The 17458-nt window shown below is 50.5% G+C and carries 18 protein-coding genes; 7 read left to right on the top strand and 11 right to left on the bottom strand.

Annotated features, from left to right (window positions below):
- The first annotated feature begins 176 nt into the window (after window positions 1-176).
- Complete coding sequence (dcuC, locus tag ACJHWR_RS03915) at window positions 177-1544, top strand: anaerobic C4-dicarboxylate transporter DcuC (RefSeq protein ID WP_000466983.1); 1368 nt, start codon at window positions 177-179, stop codon at window positions 1542-1544.
- A 43-nt stretch (window positions 1545-1587) separates the two neighbouring features.
- Here the strand turns inward: dcuC and sspB are convergent, their stop codons facing one another.
- The 5 genes from sspB to zapE all read right to left on the bottom strand — a co-directional run bounded on the left by sspB (window position 1588) and on the right by zapE (window position 5305).
- Window positions 1588-2085, bottom strand: a complete 498-nt coding sequence (gene sspB, locus ACJHWR_RS03920; RefSeq protein WP_000366134.1) for a ClpXP protease specificity-enhancing factor — start codon at window positions 2083-2085, stop codon at window positions 1588-1590.
- A gap of 5 nt (window positions 2086-2090) precedes the next feature.
- Complete coding sequence (gene sspA, locus ACJHWR_RS03925; protein ID WP_000257293.1) at window positions 2091-2729, bottom strand: stringent starvation protein SspA; 639 nt, start codon at window positions 2727-2729, stop codon at window positions 2091-2093.
- Window positions 2730-3122: 393 nt separating this feature from the next.
- Entirely contained in the window at window positions 3123-3515 is a 393-nt protein-coding gene (rpsI, locus tag ACJHWR_RS03930; protein WP_000829818.1) for a 30S ribosomal protein S9, read from the bottom strand.
- Window positions 3516-3530: 15 nt separating this feature from the next.
- Window positions 3531-3959, bottom strand: a complete 429-nt coding sequence (rplM, locus tag ACJHWR_RS03935) for a 50S ribosomal protein L13 (RefSeq protein WP_000847559.1) — start codon at window positions 3957-3959, stop codon at window positions 3531-3533.
- A 218-nt stretch (window positions 3960-4177) separates the two neighbouring features.
- Complete coding sequence (gene zapE, locus ACJHWR_RS03940) at window positions 4178-5305, bottom strand: cell division protein ZapE (RefSeq protein WP_001192356.1); 1128 nt, start codon at window positions 5303-5305, stop codon at window positions 4178-4180.
- Between the two features lie 193 nt (window positions 5306-5498).
- On the opposite strand from zapE, the gene zapG reads away from it, so the two are divergent.
- From zapG to degS, 3 genes are all read left to right on the top strand, one after another.
- Window positions 5499-5897 (top strand): Z-ring associated protein ZapG, encoded by a 399-nt coding sequence (gene zapG, locus ACJHWR_RS03945; protein ID WP_001295270.1) that lies wholly within the window; start codon window positions 5499-5501, stop codon window positions 5895-5897.
- Window positions 5898-6050: 153 nt separating this feature from the next.
- Entirely contained in the window at window positions 6051-7418 is a 1368-nt protein-coding gene (gene degQ / locus ACJHWR_RS03950; protein ID WP_001316675.1) for a serine endoprotease DegQ, read from the top strand.
- An 89-nt stretch (window positions 7419-7507) separates the two neighbouring features.
- Window positions 7508-8575 carry an outer membrane-stress sensor serine endopeptidase DegS gene (gene degS, locus ACJHWR_RS03955; RefSeq protein WP_000497723.1) on the top strand — a complete coding sequence of 356 codons (1068 nt, stop codon included), beginning with the start codon at window positions 7508-7510 and terminating at the stop codon, window positions 8573-8575.
- Between the two features lie 62 nt (window positions 8576-8637).
- Here degS and mdh read toward each other — a convergent pair whose 3' ends face one another.
- Window positions 8638-9576 (bottom strand): malate dehydrogenase, encoded by a 939-nt coding sequence (gene mdh / locus ACJHWR_RS03960; protein ID WP_001315036.1) that lies wholly within the window; start codon window positions 9574-9576, stop codon window positions 8638-8640.
- 434 nt (window positions 9577-10010) lie between these two features.
- Here mdh and argR point away from each other — a divergent pair, with 434 nt between their 5' ends.
- The gene (gene argR / locus ACJHWR_RS03965) at window positions 10011-10481 is read left to right on the top strand and encodes a transcriptional regulator ArgR (protein WP_001257846.1); all 471 of its coding nucleotides are present in this window, start codon (window positions 10011-10013) and stop codon (window positions 10479-10481) included.
- Window positions 10482-10845: 364 nt separating this feature from the next.
- On the top strand, window positions 10846-11109 hold the full coding sequence (yhcN, locus tag ACJHWR_RS03970) for a peroxide/acid stress response protein YhcN (protein WP_000695690.1): 264 nt from the start codon (window positions 10846-10848) through the stop codon (window positions 11107-11109).
- Window positions 11110-11164: 55 nt separating this feature from the next.
- Here yhcN and ACJHWR_RS03975 read toward each other — a convergent pair whose 3' ends face one another.
- From ACJHWR_RS03975 to aaeX, 4 genes are all read right to left on the bottom strand, one after another.
- Complete coding sequence (locus tag ACJHWR_RS03975; protein WP_001029005.1) at window positions 11165-11437, bottom strand: barstar family protein; 273 nt, start codon at window positions 11435-11437, stop codon at window positions 11165-11167.
- A 91-nt stretch (window positions 11438-11528) separates the two neighbouring features.
- Window positions 11529-13496 carry a p-hydroxybenzoic acid efflux pump subunit AaeB gene (gene aaeB / locus ACJHWR_RS03980; RefSeq protein ID WP_000510964.1) on the bottom strand — a complete coding sequence of 656 codons (1968 nt, stop codon included), beginning with the start codon at window positions 13494-13496 and terminating at the stop codon, window positions 11529-11531.
- Window positions 13497-13501: 5 nt separating this feature from the next.
- The gene (gene aaeA / locus ACJHWR_RS03985) at window positions 13502-14434 is read right to left on the bottom strand and encodes a p-hydroxybenzoic acid efflux pump subunit AaeA (RefSeq protein WP_000854033.1); all 933 of its coding nucleotides are present in this window, start codon (window positions 14432-14434) and stop codon (window positions 13502-13504) included.
- Between the two features lie 7 nt (window positions 14435-14441).
- Window positions 14442-14645 carry a p-hydroxybenzoic acid efflux pump operon protein AaeX gene (gene aaeX / locus ACJHWR_RS03990; protein ID WP_000051841.1) on the bottom strand — a complete coding sequence of 68 codons (204 nt, stop codon included), beginning with the start codon at window positions 14643-14645 and terminating at the stop codon, window positions 14442-14444.
- A 182-nt stretch (window positions 14646-14827) separates the two neighbouring features.
- Between aaeX and aaeR the strand changes: the two genes are divergently transcribed.
- Window positions 14828-15757 (top strand): HTH-type transcriptional activator AaeR, encoded by a 930-nt coding sequence (gene aaeR, locus ACJHWR_RS03995; RefSeq protein ID WP_000440317.1) that lies wholly within the window; start codon window positions 14828-14830, stop codon window positions 15755-15757.
- Between the two features lie 127 nt (window positions 15758-15884).
- Here the strand turns inward: aaeR and tldD are convergent, their stop codons facing one another.
- Entirely contained in the window at window positions 15885-17330 is a 1446-nt protein-coding gene (gene tldD / locus ACJHWR_RS04000) for a metalloprotease TldD (protein WP_233336608.1), read from the bottom strand.
- Window positions 17331-17458 lie beyond the last annotated feature (128 nt).

The raw sequence follows: 17458 nt of genomic DNA on the forward strand, positions 1-17458 counted from the left end.
ATGAATGTGTTCTTACAAAATAATCATAAGCGCATATTTTTTAATGAAAAATCACCTCATCTACAATTAAAAACACGACATCCGCACCATAAATAGCCTTGCAAAAAATATAACATCATTGTTTTCAATCTGCCGTTTATGGGATTGACCGTTTTCTTTTGACACGGAGTTCAACAATGTTCGGCATAATTATATCTGTCATCGTATTAATTACGATGGGCTATTTGATCCTGAAAAACTACAAACCTCAGGTGGTGCTGGCTGCCGCAGGTATCTTCCTGATGATGTGCGGTGTCTGGTTAGGGTTCGGTGGTGTGCTCGATCCCGCCAAAAGCAGCGGCTACTTGATCGTCGATATTTATAATGAAATCCTGCGCATGCTGTCCAACCGCATTGCCGGATTGGGGCTGTCGATTATGGCAGTGGGCGGTTATGCCCGCTATATGGAGCGCATAGGGGCAAGTCGCGCGATGGTGAGCTTGTTAAGCCGCCCGTTAAAACTCATTCGCTCGCCGTATATTATTCTGTCGGCAACTTACGTCATCGGCCAAATCATGGCGCAGTTTATTACCAGCGCCTCCGGTCTGGGTATGTTGCTGATGGTCACCTTATTTCCGACGCTGGTGAGTCTGGGAGTAAGTCGTCTCTCTGCGGTGGCGGTTATCGCAACCACCATGTCCATTGAGTGGGGGATTCTGGAAACGAACTCCATTTTTGCTGCCCAGGTCGCAGGAATGAAAATTGCCACTTACTTCTTCCACTACCAGCTTCCGGTCGCCTCTTGCGTCATTATCTCGGTGGCGATCTCCCACTTTTTCGTGCAACGCGCTTTCGACAAAAAAGATAAACATATCAATCACGAACAGGCAGAGCAAAAAGCTCTCGATAATGTCCCGCCGCTCTATTACGCCATTTTACCGGTGATGCCGTTAATCCTGATGCTCGGCTCGCTGTTCCTTGCCCACGTCGGGCTGATGCAGTCAGAACTGCATCTGGTGGTGGTGATGTTACTGAGTTTGACGGTGACGATGTTTGTTGAGTTCTTCCGCAAGCATAACTTGCGCGAAACAATGGACGATGTGCAGGCGTTTTTTGACGGCATGGGTACGCAGTTTGCCAACGTGGTAACGCTGGTGGTCGCGGGTGAAATATTTGCGAAAGGCTTAACGACGATTGGCACTGTCGATGCGGTTATCAGGGGGGCGGAGCATTCTGGTCTGGGCGGTATTGGCGTGATGATTATTATGGCGCTGGTCATTGCCATTTGTGCCATTGTGATGGGCTCAGGCAATGCGCCGTTTATGTCATTTGCCAGTCTTATTCCGAATATCGCAGCCGGACTACATGTACCAGCGGTTGTAATGATTATGCCAATGCATTTTGCCACGACGCTAGCGCGCGCTGTTTCGCCGATTACTGCGGTGGTGGTCGTTACGTCAGGAATTGCAGGCGTTTCGCCTTTTGCGGTAGTGAAGCGGACAGCGATCCCCATGGCAGTCGGTTTCGTGGTGAATATGATTGCCACTATCACGCTATTTTATTAAGCGATTAAAAAGACAAAACAGGCCGCCAGGGCCTGTTTTAGTATTACTTCACAACGCGTAATGCTGGTCGACCACCGCGTGGTGGCTGCGGTGGTTCATCGTCAGGATGAGTGTCATCATCGTGATCTGGCTTGTCGCCATCAATAACCGACATAACGGTTTCGTTGTCTGCCGATGCCTCTTCATCATTCATGATGCTGGCATCTTCATCGTAGGCAGCTTCAGGCTCAAACATCGTGCCTGCGCCATTTTCACGGGCGTAGATAGCCAGCACGGCAGCCAGCGGCACAGAAACCTGACGCGGAATGCCACCAAAGCGCGCGTTAAAGCGCACCTCATCATTCGACAGTTCCAGATTGCCGACAGCTCGCGGCGCAATGTTGAGTACGATTTGCCCGTCACGCGCATATTCCATAGGAACCTGCACGCCAGGGAGCGTCACATCCACCACCAGGTGCGGCGTGAGCTGGTTATCCAGCAACCACTCATAGAATGCACGCAGCAGATAGGGACGACGTGGTGTTAGCTGTGACAAATCCATACAGATTAACTCCGGCCCAGACGCATTTCACGTTCAGCTTCAGTTAAAGAAGCAAGGAAAGAGTCACGCTCAAAGACGCGGGTCATATAGCCTTTCAGCTCTTTCGCCCCCGGGCCGCTGAACTCGATGCCCAGTTGCGGCAAACGCCACAGCAGCGGAGCAAGGTAGCAATCGACCAGGCTGAACTCATCGCTCAGGAAGTACGGCTTCTGACCGAAGACCGGCGCAATCGCCAGCAGTTCTTCGCGCAGTTGCTTACGTGCGGCATCTGCTTCAGAAGCTGAACCGTTGATGATGGTGTTCATCAGCGTGTACCAGTCTTTTTCGATGCGATGCATGTACAGACGGCTTTCACCGCGAGCTACCGGGTAAACAGGCATCAGTGGCGGATGCGGGAAACGCTCATCCAGATATTCCATAATGATGCGAGATTCCCACAGGGTCAGCTCACGATCCACCAGGGTCGGAACGCTCTGATTCGGGTTGAGGTCAATCAGATCCTGAGGCGGATTGTCCTTTTCCACGTGTTCGATCTCGAAACTTACACCTTTCTCAGCCAGCACAATGCGGACCTGATGGCTATAGATGTCAGTAGGACCGGAAAACAGCGTCATTACCGAACGTTTGTTGGCAGCGACAGCCATGAAAACCTCCAGGTATAGTCAGAATTTTTACTGCTACCAGCCACCAGGTGGCCAGTCAGAAGTTGTGTTACCCAGTAAGGAACGACTCTCTTTGTTCGAAAATCAAACAAAAAATGAGCAATACCCGACATTTGGGCAGAAAATTGGATGATAGTTTACCAGATTTTGCGACCTTTGTGGTGAGTCGATGCCGGAAATGGGGAAAAAGAGATGCGCTTTAGTCTGAAATAGTTGACTTAGTCCCTTATTGGCGATGTGGTTTTTGTTTTGCCTGTTGTCAGACGGCAGCAAAAAGCAACTTTCCATTTTTTACGCTGATTCAGAATTTAGCCATAAAAAAACCCGCCGAAGCGGGTTTTTTCGCAAATTGTTTTCTGCCGGAGCAGAAGCCAATTAACGTTTGGAGAACTGCGGACGACGACGTGCTTTACGCAGACCGACTTTCTTACGTTCAACCTGACGAGCGTCACGAGTAACGAAGCCAGCTTTACGCAGTTCAGAACGCAGGGACTCGTCGTATTCCATCAGAGCGCGGGTGATACCGTGACGGATCGCACCAGCCTGACCAGAGATACCACCACCTTTAACGGTGATGTACAGGTCCAGTTTCTCAACCATGTCGACCAGTTCCAGCGGCTGACGAACTACCATGCGGGCAGTTTCACGACCGAAGTACTGTTCCAGAGAACGTTGGTTGATTACGATTTTACCGTTGCCCGGTTTGATGAAAACGCGAGCTGCGGAACTTTTGCGGCGACCAGTGCCGTAGTATTGATTTTCAGCCATTGCCTATAATCCCGATTAGATGTCAAGAACTTGCGGTTGCTGTGCCGCGTGGTTGTGCTCGTTACCCGCGTAAACTTTCAGTTTACGGAACATAGCACGACCCAGCGGGCCTTTTGGCAACATGCCTTTAACCGCGATTTCAATCACACGCTCAGGACGGCGAGCAATCATCTCTTCAAAGGTCGCTTGTTTGATACCACCGATGTGGCCGGTGTGGTGATAGTACACTTTGTCAGTACGCTTGTTGCCGGTTACAGCAACTTTGTCAGCGTTCAGAACGATGATGTAATCACCGGTATCTACGTGCGGAGTGTATTCCGCTTTGTGCTTACCGCGCAGGCGACGAGCCAGTTCAGTAGCCAGACGGCCCAGAGTTTTACCGGTCGCGTCAACAACATACCAGTCGCGTTTTACGGTTTCTGGTTTAGCTGTAAAAGTTTTCATTAAAAGCTTACCCAATAAATAGTTACACGTTGGTGAACACCCAAACGTCTTCAATTGTTGAGGTTCACACGACAAAGTCCGGCAAACCTACCCCTTCGAATAGCCTATGCCAGCACACAAAAAGTTTTGGGAAAAAAACTTTCTTGTAACGTGGGGTCGCAGGATTATAGAGAAGTCGGGGTCAAAGATCGACCCCTTTTTGTGATTTGTGGCAGGTTTTAACCCGCTAAATGCTCGCGCTTCAGATACTCTTCGCTTTGCATCTCTTGCAGACGTGACAGGCAACGCTGGAACTCAAATTTCAGCCGCTCGCCCTGATAAATGTCATATAGCGGCACTTCTGCACTCACCACTAATTTGACATGGCGCTCGTAAAACTCATCCACCAGCGCAATAAAGCGCCGCGCTTCGCTCTCCATCAACCGCGTCATAACTGGTACATCAAACAACATGACCGTGTGAAAGAGGCGTGAGAGCGCAATATAGTCATGCTGACTGCGGGCGTCGACGCACAGCGTAGTAAAAGAGACCGCCAGCGTCTGGTTCTCGACGCCCATTGTCGCCAATGGCCGATGGTTGATTTCTAATGTCGGTGAATTTTCTCGTTTCGCCCCCGCCAGCGCCAACCATAGTTTATCCATTTGCGCCCGGGTTTCATCGTTGAGGGGCGAAAGCCACAGATGCGCCTGAGTGAGTGTACGCAGTCGATAATCAACACCAGCGTCCACGTTCATTACATCACAATGCTGTTTAATGGCATCGATTGCAGGCAAAAAACGCGCACGTTGTAGGCCATTTCGATAAAGTTCGTCCGGCGGAATATTTGACGTCGCTACCAGGGTAATACCTCGGGCGAACAGGGCTTTCATCAGACCGCCAAGTAGCATGGCATCGGTAATATCAGAAACAAAAAATTCGTCAAAACAGAGCACGTCAGTTTCTGCTTTAAAGCGATCGGCAATAATTTCCAGCGGATCGCTTTGGCCTTGTAATTCGGTCAGCTCTTCGTGCACCCGCAGCATAAAACGGTGAAAGTGCAGACGCTGTTTCCGCTCTCCCGGCAGGCTTTGATAGAAAAGGTCCATCAGCCAGGTTTTCCCGCGTCCTACACCGCCCCACATATATAAGCCACGCACTGGCGTATGCTTTGTGTCTTCGCGTTTACTCCACAGCTTACCGACCCGCGCCATTAGCCCACTCGTCCTAGGGGCTGGAGGCGTGCTATTGATGAGTTCCTGATAAATAATTTCCAGGCGGCTGACGGCCTCTTTTTGAACGTCGTCGGGTTGATGGCTGCCTTCATTGAGCGCCTTCAGGTATTGCGATGTTGGGGTAACGCTTTGCATGATCTTATTGTTATTCCTTGAATAATCGGTGCGCCGTTGTTCACGGTTGACGAAAAAAAGGCCGTTCTACACTACGCGATATGCAGTCGGGATTCCACTTCTGTGGAATTAACGGTTATAGTGGCATAATCAGCCGCAGGCATGGAGCCTGAAGCCAACACCCTACGGAAACAAAAGACAACGGGAGATGTTCATGACCTGGGAATATGCGCTAATTGGGTTAGTCGTCGGCATCATTATTGGTGCTGTGGCCATGCGTTTTGGTAATCGTAAACTACGCCAGCAACAGGCGTTGCAGTACGAACTGGAAAAGAATAAAGCTGAACTGGACGAGTATCGCGAAGAGCTGGTTAGCCACTTTGCCCGCAGCGCGGAATTACTGGATACCATGGCGCACGACTATCGCCAGCTGTATCAACACATGGCGAAAAGCTCCAGCAGCCTGCTGCCGGAACTGTCTGCTGAAGCAAACCCGTTCCGTAATCGTCTGGCAGAGTCTGAAGCCAGCAACGATCAGGCACCGGTGCAAATGCCTCGCGACTATTCTGAAGGCGCATCCGGCCTGCTGCGTACTGGCGCGAAGCGCGACTAATTTATTTTTCGGGCGCAGCCATTGCGCCCTCCTCTTCTCTCCCTCCCCGACTATCATTTAATCTGGTGTCTCATTGTTAGCCGTCTGAAAATTCAATAACATCAAACTGTTTTGAATCTCTTTTCTTATCATTCAGGTACGAGAGCAGGAATAATGAAAAAACAAACCCAGCTGTTGAGTGCATTAGCGTTAAGTGTCGGGTTAACTCTCTCGGCGTCATTTCAGGCCGTTGCGTCGATTCCAGGCCAGGTTGCCGATCAGGCCCCTCTCCCCAGTCTGGCCCCAATGCTGGAAAAAGTGCTTCCGGCAGTGGTGAGCGTACGGGTGGAAGGAACGGCCAGTCAGGGACAGAAAATCCCGGAAGAATTCAAAAAGTTTTTTGGTGATGATTTACCGGATCAACCTGCACAACCCTTCGAAGGTTTAGGCTCCGGTGTCATCATCAACGCCAGTAAAGGCTATGTGCTGACCAACAACCATGTGATTAATCAGGCACAGAAAATCAGTATTCAGCTCAATGATGGGCGCGAGTTTGATGCAAAACTGATTGGTAGCGATGACCAGAGCGATATCGCCCTGTTGCAAATTCAAAACCCGAGCAAATTAACGCAAATCGCTATTGCCGACTCCGATAAATTGCGCGTCGGTGATTTTGCCGTGGCGGTCGGTAACCCATTTGGCCTTGGGCAAACCGCCACCTCTGGCATTGTTTCCGCATTAGGCCGCAGCGGGTTGAATCTTGAAGGTCTTGAAAACTTTATCCAGACAGATGCTTCCATTAACCGCGGTAACTCCGGCGGTGCACTGTTAAACCTTAACGGTGAGTTAATTGGCATCAACACTGCAATCCTTGCGCCTGGCGGTGGGAGCGTCGGGATTGGATTTGCCATCCCCAGTAATATGGCGCGAACACTGGCGCAGCAGCTTATCGACTTCGGTGAAATCAAACGCGGTCTGTTAGGCATCAAAGGCACAGAGATGAGTGCCGATATCGCCAAAGCCTTCAACCTTGACGTGCAGCGTGGCGCGTTTGTCAGCGAAGTGTTGCCAGGTTCTGGCTCGGCAAAAGCGGGCATCAAAGCGGGCGATATTATTACCAGCCTCAACGGCAAACCGCTGAATAGCTTTGCTGAGTTGCGCTCTCGTATCGCGACCACCGAGCCGGGCACAAAAGTGAAACTTGGCCTGCTGCGTAACGGCAAACCACTGGAAGTAGAAGTGACGCTTGATACCAGCACCTCTTCGTCGGCCAGCGCTGAAATGATCACGCCAGCGCTGGAAGGTGCAACGTTGAGCGATGGTCAGCTAAAAGATGGCGGCAAAGGTATTAAGATCGATGAGGTTGTCAAAGGAAGCCCAGCTGCTCAGGCTGGCTTGCAAAAAGACGATGTGATCATTGGCGTCAACCGCGATCGGGTGAACTCGATTGCTGAAATGCGTAAAGTGCTGGCGGCAAAACCGGCCATCATCGCCCTGCAAATTGTACGCGGCAATGAAAGCATCTATCTGCTGATGCGTTAATGTCGTAAACCGGGCATCAGGCTGACGTGTGATGTCCGGTTAACTCGTGGTATGCTGCTGCCGTTCCCTTTTTTAACGATGCCTCCATCATGTTTGTGAAGCTCTTACGTTCCGTTGCGATTGGATTAATTGTCGGCGCTATTCTGCTGGTTGCCATGCCTTCGCTGCGCAGCCTTAACCCGCTTTCCACTCCGCAATTTGACAGTACCGATGAGACGCCTGCCAGCTATAATCTGGCGGTTCGCCGCGCCGCGCCAGCGGTGGTTAACGTTTACAACCGTGGTTTGAACACCAACTCTCACAACCAGCTTGAGATCCGCACCCTGGGATCCGGTGTAATCATGGATCAACGCGGTTATATCATCACCAATAAACACGTCATCAACGACGCCGATCAGATCATCGTCGCCTTACAAGATGGACGTGTATTTGAAGCATTGCTGGTGGGATCTGACTCTCTAACCGATCTGGCGGTACTTAAAATTAATGCCACTGGCGGTTTACCTACCATTCCAATTAATGCACGTCGCGTACCGCACATTGGTGACGTGGTACTGGCGATCGGTAACCCGTACAACCTCGGGCAGACCATTACCCAGGGGATTATTAGTGCCACGGGTCGAATCGGTCTGAACCCGACCGGGCGGCAAAACTTCCTGCAAACCGATGCTTCCATTAACCACGGTAACTCTGGCGGCGCGCTGGTGAACTCGCTGGGCGAACTGATGGGCATTAACACGCTGTCGTTTGATAAGAGTAACGATGGCGAAACGCCGGAAGGTATCGGCTTTGCGATTCCTTTCCAGTTAGCAACCAAAATTATGGATAAACTGATCCGCGATGGTCGCGTGATCCGCGGCTACATTGGTATCGGCGGACGTGAGATCGCACCACTGCACGCGCAGGGCGGTGGTATAGATCAACTGCAAGGGATCGTGGTTAATGAAGTGTCACCTGACGGCCCGGCGGCGAATGCGGGTATTCAGGTCAATGATTTGATTATTTCGGTGGATAACAAACCGGCCATCTCTGCTCTGGAGACGATGGATCAGGTGGCGGAAATTCGCCCTGGCTCGGTGATCCCGGTTGTAGTGATGCGTGATGATAAGCAGTTAACGCTGCAGGTCACCATTCAGGAATATCCGGCAACCAATTAAGTCGTGCGCTCAAAACAAAAAACCGGAGTCTGTGCTCCGGTTTTTTATTATCCGCTAATCAATTACTTATTAACGAACTCTTCGCCCAGGGCGATATCTTTCTTCAGCGTATCCAGCATACCTTCCAGCGCGTTCTTTTCAAATGCGCTCAGAGTGCCGATAGATTTACGCTCTTCCACGCCGTTTTTACCCAGCAGCAGCGGTTGAGAGAAGAAACGTGCGTACTGACCGTCACCTTCAACGTAGGCACATTCGACAACGCCTTGTTCGCCCTGCAGTGCGCGTACCAGAGACAGACCAAAACGTGCAGCTGCCTGACCCATAGACAGGGTTGCAGACCCGCCACCGGCTTTCGCTTCAACCACCTCAGTACCCGCGTTCTGGATACGTTTGGTCAGATCAGCCACTTCCTGCTCGGTAAAACTAACGCCAGGAACCTGTGACAGCAGCGGCAGAATGGTAACACCAGAGTGACCGCCAATAACCGGCACTTCAACTTCGCCTGGCTGTTTGCCTTTCAGTTCCGCAACAAAGGTGTTGGAACGAATGATATCCAGCGTGGTAACGCCGAACAGTTTGTTTTTGTCATAAACACCGGCTTTTTTCAGCACTTCAGCAGCAATCGCCACTGTAGTGTTAACCGGGTTAGTGATAATACCAATGCACGCTTTCGGGCAAGTTTTCGCAACTTGCTGTACCAGGTTTTTTACGATGCCAGCGTTAACGTTAAACAGGTCGGAACGATCCATACCCGGTTTACGCGCTACGCCTGCAGAGATAAGAACGACATCTGCGCCTTCCAGCGCCGGAGTCGCATCTTCACCAGAAAAACCTTTGATTTTCACAGCAGTAGGGATATGGCTCAGATCGACAGCCACACCGGGAGTCACTGGAGCGATATCATACAGAGAGAGTTCTGAACCTGAAGGCAGTTGGGTTTTTAACAGTAGTGCAAGCGCCTGGCCAATACCGCCAGCAGCGCCGAGGACTGCGACTTTCATCCTAAACTCCTTATTATATTGATAAACTAAGATATGTTGCTCCGCTGCCGCGACCTTAATCCACAAAATTGCCGTTTACAATGACCACATCTCAAGAATGTGTAGTCACGCAAGTTTAGCGTTTATGCATTTAATTGCCGTAATCAGGAACCTAACTTACGTAATTAACAGTCGCTTATGCATTAGCGCAACATTCCAACAGGTGGTGACAATATACCCTACCGTTCAGCCAAAACAACATCAATTTGATAACAATTAATTTACTTTTAAGCAGAATTTGCATGCCGTGACGCAGGCATGTTTCTCAATAACGAAATTTGATAAAATCCCGCTCTTTCATAACATTATTTCAGCCTTCTTCAGGGCTGACTGTTTGCATAAAAATTCATCTGTATGCACAATAATGTTGTATCAACCACCATATCGGGTGACTTATGCGAAGCTCGGCTAAGCAAGAAGAACTAGTTAAAGCATTTAAAGCATTACTTAAAGAAGAGAAATTTAGCTCCCAGGGCGAAATCGTCGCCGCGTTGCAGGAGCAAGGCTTTGACAATATTAATCAGTCTAAAGTCTCGCGGATGTTGACCAAGTTTGGTGCTGTACGTACACGCAATGCCAAAATGGAAATGGTTTACTGCCTGCCAGCTGAACTGGGTGTACCAACCACCTCCAGTCCATTGAAAAATCTGGTGCTGGATATCGACTACAACGATGCAGTTGTCGTGATTCATACCAGCCCTGGCGCGGCGCAGTTAATTGCTCGCCTGCTGGATTCACTGGGCAAAGCAGAAGGTATTCTGGGCACCATCGCTGGCGATGACACCATCTTTACCACCCCTGCTAACGGTTTCACCGTCAAAGACCTGTACGAAGCGATTTTAGAGCTGTTCGACCAGGAGCTTTAATCTCTGCCCCGTCGCTTCTGGCGGCGGGGAAAATGTTGCTTATCCCTCTCAACCCCCTGCTTTCCCCTGCGATTAATTTAACGAATAGTGCGTTTTACTGCGACATATCATTCACACAATGAATACATACGGTAAAAAAAGCACATTATGCAAAATCCATTATCTAATTGAAAAATATGGTATTTATAATAAATAACCGTGTTTTTAATACTTTTTTGTTATTAAAATTCACATTTTTAACACTTAGTATCAACTGAAACAGTTAGCGTGGTATTAATTAGTTCAATAATTAGTGTATACTTGATTTTGTGATATGGGTCACGAAACAAAGGCCCAGCTAAAAGATTATGTCGAGGTAAAAATCATGAAAATCAAAACCACTGTTGCTGCATTAAGCGTACTTTCTGTTCTCTCTTTCGGTGCATTCGCTGCCGACTCCATTGATGCTGCACAAGCACAAAATCGTGAAGCAATCGGGACCGTATCCGTAAGTGGTGTGGCGTCTTCGCCAATGGATATGCGTGAAATGCTGAACAAAAAAGCAGAAGAGAAAGGCGCAACGGCCTACCAGATTACGGAAGCTCGTAGCGGTGACACCTGGCACGCTACGGCTGAACTGTACAAATAAACCCTCATCGTCTTGTCCGACGATATTGCCCCCGGTTCGGGGGCTTTTTTTTGCGCTAATGACGAACATTAAAACGCAAATGCCCTTCCAGCTCTTCCTCTGCCTCATCAAACAGCAATATTAACGCGCCAAAACGGCGACGCGTTTTCTCTCCCAGATGAACAAATTCAATCTCAAGTGGTAGCGGCAGGACATCGTTCATTAACACATCCCATAGTGAGTCGAGATCGCGTACCTTATCTTTCGCCAGACCAAAGGCTTGGCTGAAGTCGCGATAAAAATCCTCCTGACTCTCAATCTCATCAAAATCAAAGGTATAAATATTCATCTGTTGCCACCGTCACGTTTCGCGGCGAGTTCTGCCGTTCATTGCTAAGTATAGCCATGAAAAAACCGACGCTTTTGGCGTCGGTTTTGACTTAACTATCGGTCAACGCATGTTGATACTTATGGAGCATACCCGTAAGCCGATGTACTGGTTCCGTCACCTGCGGTGGCGCTTGCCAGATGCGTAGCTTTTCCTGGTAGATTTCAAGTTCTTCCAGCAACTGGCCAAAGTACCGACGACGTTTATCATCGCTACGGGCAGATATCACATGGTCTGCTGTGCGGCGCATTTGTCGGTGAAACGCCGATAAATCCTCGTTAACCGGGATCGGCGCATCACGCAGGCGCTGGTGCGCGATAATCATCGTCAGCGCCAGGCGAAATTTCGGCAAATCCCCTGGGAACTTATTCATCAGCAAAAACAGCTGCTGATAAAGTGCCGGGAGGTGATTCTCTTTACGACGTGCCACATTGGTAGTCATCGCGGAAACAGCGGCAGAAACAAACTGATTAAGCAGTACACGTCCAGTCCTGTCGCGCGATTTATCCCGCACCAGCAAAATAACGGTGAACGCGAGCACACAGCCGACGATTTGCCCTAATGCGCTGTCGAGAAACTGACTGAAATGGAAAGTCATCGGGTTATCCAGCACGATAATATTTATGGTGCTGGCCAGCGCCCCCATCGAGCCCAGTCGCCGTTTCTGTACTTCTATACCGAGGAAAAATCCCAGCACTGCCAGGCTAATACACAGCAGCAACATGCTCTGTTGAGTATTAGGGATAATCACCAAAAAGTAGAGCAGCCCTAACGGCAGCGCGGCCAGCGTCCCGTAGATAAAGTCGATCGCCACCATGCGTGGATTTGGCAAACGCATTGCCAGTGACGTCACTACCGCAATCATCACCATTGCACCACTGCCGGAAGTCCAGCCCGTCCACAGCCAGAAAAGCGTCCCCAGAATGCAGGAAAGTGTGGTTCGCCAGAAGTTAACCATCGCATGATGACGTTCGGCTGACTCTACTTTGACTTCCGGTTCGCCTTGCAGGATCTCTTCTTCGGTGGCGTTGATTTTTGTGTTACTGATAACGCCGCGCTTGAGAAGCTGATAACGCGTTGCCGCCGCGACCCAGCTATAAATGGTAACAGGCGTTTCCCGTTCCCCGGTCCAGGCGATCACTCTCCGCAGGCGTTTGAGCTGCTTGTGGACGTCCTGCGCGGTTTCTACCGGCGTGTCAAAAAATTCGCGGAAAGTATCAGTGATCAATTCCGGGCGCGTATTCTGAATAAGATAAGTTTCGCAGGATTGTGTAATCAGCGTCAGCGATAGCGTATTGATCGCTTTTAAACGTCGATTGGCCCGCGCCCAGCGGGAAGATTCCATATTCAGGTTGCTGCGCATACCTTGTAACGCCGTAGTACGTCGCACCAGATCGCCCCAGGCTTTATCGACAACTTCACCATCGCCATGTTTGATACAGAGTTGCATTAATTGATATTGCGCGACCAGCAAACTTTCCAGCTCTCGATCCACTTCTTGTTTGATCGATCGCGGAGAAAAGAGCAAATCCGCCATAATTGCACACACAATACCGATAACGATCTCGCTACAACGTTCGACGGCAAACTGCGGCGTAAGCAATGGTTCCGGCTGAATAGTGATCACAATGATCAGCGCGGTATAACCGGCCAGCCCCCACGCATACGAGTTTTCTATTCGTACCAGCGAGGATATCCAGGTACAAAAACCGGCCCAGATACAGCACACCAGAATCATCAATAATGGTGCGCGGATCATCGCAATGATGATTACCAGTCCGGCAATACAGCCAATAAATGTGCCGATGATGCGCAAAAAGCCACGATAGCGAATAGCGCCAGAATACGGTTCACCTCCCGCAGCAAAGGCCGGACCGGCGGCAACAATCGCCGCTGTCAGTACCGCCCAGCGTGGCGTTTCCAGCTGGAAGTGAAAGCCAACAAACAGCGCCAGTACAATGGCGGTCGCCAGTTTTACCGCAAAGCGAATATGTTGGTTAGCAATGGAGAAAATACCCATCGTGATTAACCAAACTCACGCAGGCGATGGGCCATTTTACGGAAGAACGAATCCTGGCTTTCGTCGCGATCTTGTTTGCCAGTGACCACCACTGTAGCAGTGGTGCCCGCAGGCCAGATGTTCTCTTGCTGGTTGTCGAGACGAATACGAACCGGAACACGTTGCGCCAAACGCACCCATTCAAGGTTAGAGTCGATGGTCGCCATCCCTTTGTCGTCACGCGTGCTGCTGGCGTTGGTGACCCCAGCGGCAACACTATCAACAGTCCCTTTCAGCACTTTGTTACTGCCAAGCGGCGTGATCTCCGCACGATACCCAGGGCGCACCCCTTCCAGCTTAGTTTCTTCCATATAGGCCAGTACATAGAAGGAGTTCTGTTTCACCAGCGCAACCGCCGTTGATCCACGGGTAATAAACTCACCGGTATAGACGTTGAGGTTGGTCACCCAGCCATCTGCTGGCGCGCGGATGACTGTACGTTCAAGATCCAGTTTTGCCAGATCGCGGGTCGCCTGCGCTTTCGCTAACTGATGCAGAACTGTTTGTAGTACGTTGTTGGCCTGGTCGATCTCTTCGCGAGACATCGCCTGCACACCGAGACGGTTACGACGTCCGGCCTCCTGGCGTTTCTCCTGTGCCAGTACCTGATAATAAGCAACATCGGCTTGCGCTTCCTCAAGCGCCTTTTGATAACGCGGCTGGTCGATGGTGAACAGTACCTGTCCTTTTTTCACCAGCTGGTTATCATGAACATTCACCTGGGTAATGAGTCCAGAAACGTCCGGCGCGATCGCAACGACGTCAGCGCTAAAGCGCGCGTCACGCGTCCACGGGGATTCGGTGTAATAGACCCAGGCATTAAAAATTGCGATGAAGGCCAGAATGACTAATACGACCGTGATGGCCGTACGGGAGAATTTTCTTATTAGTGTTTTCACTTCAACCTCAAACGAACAGTCGCGATATCAAATAAAACAAGCAGCAATAGAGCGCGGTGTTGAACAACGCCGGATGCCAGACAAAGTCGTAGATACCTGTTGGCACAAGTACCCGGCGCACCAGCCAGAAAATCGCCAGTGATAAAAGCAATTCAAAAAATATCGGTGGGAAGGACAGCCCAAACACCACGATAACGGGAAACAGACTCATGTTGACCTTGGTTGTATAGAGAGAGCAGGCGTTATTATTTTCAGCATCTGTCGCCGCAGAGAAGGGCATGGAAAGCCGGGCGAGAGCAACATTGCTGTAGATTGATATTTAATATATTAGCGTAACTGTTATGCTGTTATCTATATTATGTGATCTAAATCACTTTTAAGTCAGAGTGAATAATGGAACGACTAAAACGCATGTCGGTGTTTGCCAAAGTAGTTGAATTTGGCTCTTTTACCGCCGCCGCCAGACAGCTACAGATGAGCGTTTCGTCCATCAGTCAGACGGTGTCAAAACTGGAAGATGAGTTACAGGTAAAGCTGTTAAACCGTAGCACACGCAGCATTGGCCTGACCGAAGCCGGTAGAATTTACTACCAGGGCTGCCGTCGGATGCTCCATGAAGTGCAGGATGTTCATGAGCAACTGTATGCCTTCAATAACACCCCCATCGGGACGCTGCGCATTGGCTGTTCTTCAACTATGGCACAAAATGTTCTCGCCGGGCTGACAGCAAAAATGCTGAAAGAATACCCAGGTTTGAGCGTCAATCTGGTTACCGGAATTCCTGCCCCCGACCTGATTGCCGATGGTCTGGATGTGGTGATCCGCGTCGGCGCGTTGCAGGATTCCAGCCTGTTTTCCCGCCGTCTGGGCGCGATGCCGATGGTGGTGTGCGCCGCGAAAAGCTATCTCACACAATACGGCATACCGGAAAAACCCGCCGATTTGAGTAGTCATTCATGGCTTGAATACAGCGTGCGGCCCGACAATGAATTTGAACTGATCGCACCGGAAGGGATCTCGACTCGCCTGATCCCACAAGGAAGATTTGTGACTAATGATCCGATGACGCTGGTGCGCTGGCTGACGGCGGGTGCCGGGATCGCCTACGTGCCGCTGATGTGGGTGATCAACGAGATCAATCGCGGGGAACTGGAGATCCTGCTGCCGCGTTACCAGTCAGATCCACGCCCGGTTTATGCGTTGTATACCGAAAAAGATAAGCTACCGCTGAAGGTACAGGTCGTGATCAACTCGCTGACGGATTATTTTGTTGAGGTCGGTAAATTGTTTCAGGAGATGCACGGGCGCGGGAAAGAGAAGTAATTAATATTGTACTGTTACGTAGTACAAACCTGTGCCAACGGGTTCCCCTCACCCTAACCCCAGAGGGGCGAGGGGACCGTTCGTACACGGAGAAGGATTAATTATCCTTCTGAAAATACTGAAATTATTACGCAGTACCGCCAACAGTCAGGTTATCAACTTTCAGCGTTGGCTGGCCCACGCCAACCGGCAAACTTTGCCCTTCTTTACCGCAGACACCCACGCCGTTATCCAGTTTCAGGTCGTTGCCAACCATCGAAATCTGCTGCATGGTTTCGATACCGGAACCAATCAACGTTGCGCCTTTCACCGGCTTCGTTACTTTACCGTTTTCAATCAGATACGCTTCTGAAGTGGAGAAAACGAATTTGCCGGAGGTGATATCCACCTGACCGCCACCAAAGTTCGGTGCATAGATACCGTACTCAACGGATTCAATAATTTCCTGCGGGGTCGATTTACCCGGCAGCATATAGGTGTTGGTCATACGCGGCATGGGCAGATGGGCGTAGGATTCACGGCGACCGTTGCCAGTCAGCGTCATCCCCATCAAACGCGCGTTGAGTTTATCCTGCATGTAGCCTTTCAGAATGCCGTTCTCAATCAGCACGTTGTACTGGCCTGGCGTACCTTCGTCATCAATCGCCACCGAACCACGGCGATCGACCATCGTACCGTCATCAACCACGGTACACAGTTCTGAAGCCACCAGCTCCCCGACCTGTCCACTAAATACTGAAGTGCCACGGCGGTTGAAGTCGCCTTCCAGACCGTGACCCACCGCTTCATGCAACAGCACGCCCGGCCAACCTGCGCCAAGTACTACCGGCATGGTGCCTGCTGGTGCGGCGACGGCAGAAAGATTGACCAGCGCCATACGCACAGCTTCTTTTGCCCATGCATCCGCACGGACTTCACCGTCGAGATCGGCAAGGAAGAACTCATAACCAAAACGACCGCCGCCGCCACTGGCACCGCGTTCGCGTTTGCCATCTTCTTCGACCAGAACGCTCACGGAAAGACGCACCAGCGGACGAACATCCGCCGCCAGCGTGCCGTCGGTGGCCGCAACCAGAATTAATTCATAAACGCCGCTGAGGCTGGCAGTCACTTCTTGTACGCGCTTGTCCGCTTCGCGGGCAACCTTATCGACGCGACGCAGGATATCCAGCTTCTCTTCACGGCTCATGCTTTGCAGCGGATCTACCGAGGTATACAACGGGCTATGCTCTACCGCGCCCAGCGTCTGTACTTTGCCATCACCACTATCACGGACGATGGTGCGCGCCGCTTGCGCACTTTGTTCCAGCGCCAGCAGGCTGATTTGGTCAGCGTAAGCAAATCCGGTTTTTTCACCGCTGATTGCACGCACACCAACGCCCTGATCGATGTTGTAAGAACCATCTTTAATAATGCGGTCTTCTAAAACCCAGGATTCGTGATAGCTCGACTGAAAATAGAGATCGCCATAATCAAGGCGACGTTCGGCCAGTTGACCGAGGATCGCGAACAAGTCCTGATGTTTCAGGCCGTTCGCCGCTAGCAATTGTTCACTTACCAGGTTAAGACTCATCGTTTTTGCTACTCGTTAGTTACTGCAGTAGAGGATTTTTTACGGCTGCCGGATGCGGCGTGAACGCCCTATCCGGCCTACGGTTATGTTCTGGCTCGTTGGCCTTTGGCAACGATTATCCTATGAGA

It is taken from the genome of Escherichia sp. WS568 (assembly GCF_046486085.1).
Classification (GTDB): domain Bacteria; phylum Pseudomonadota; class Gammaproteobacteria; order Enterobacterales; family Enterobacteriaceae; genus Escherichia; species Escherichia coli.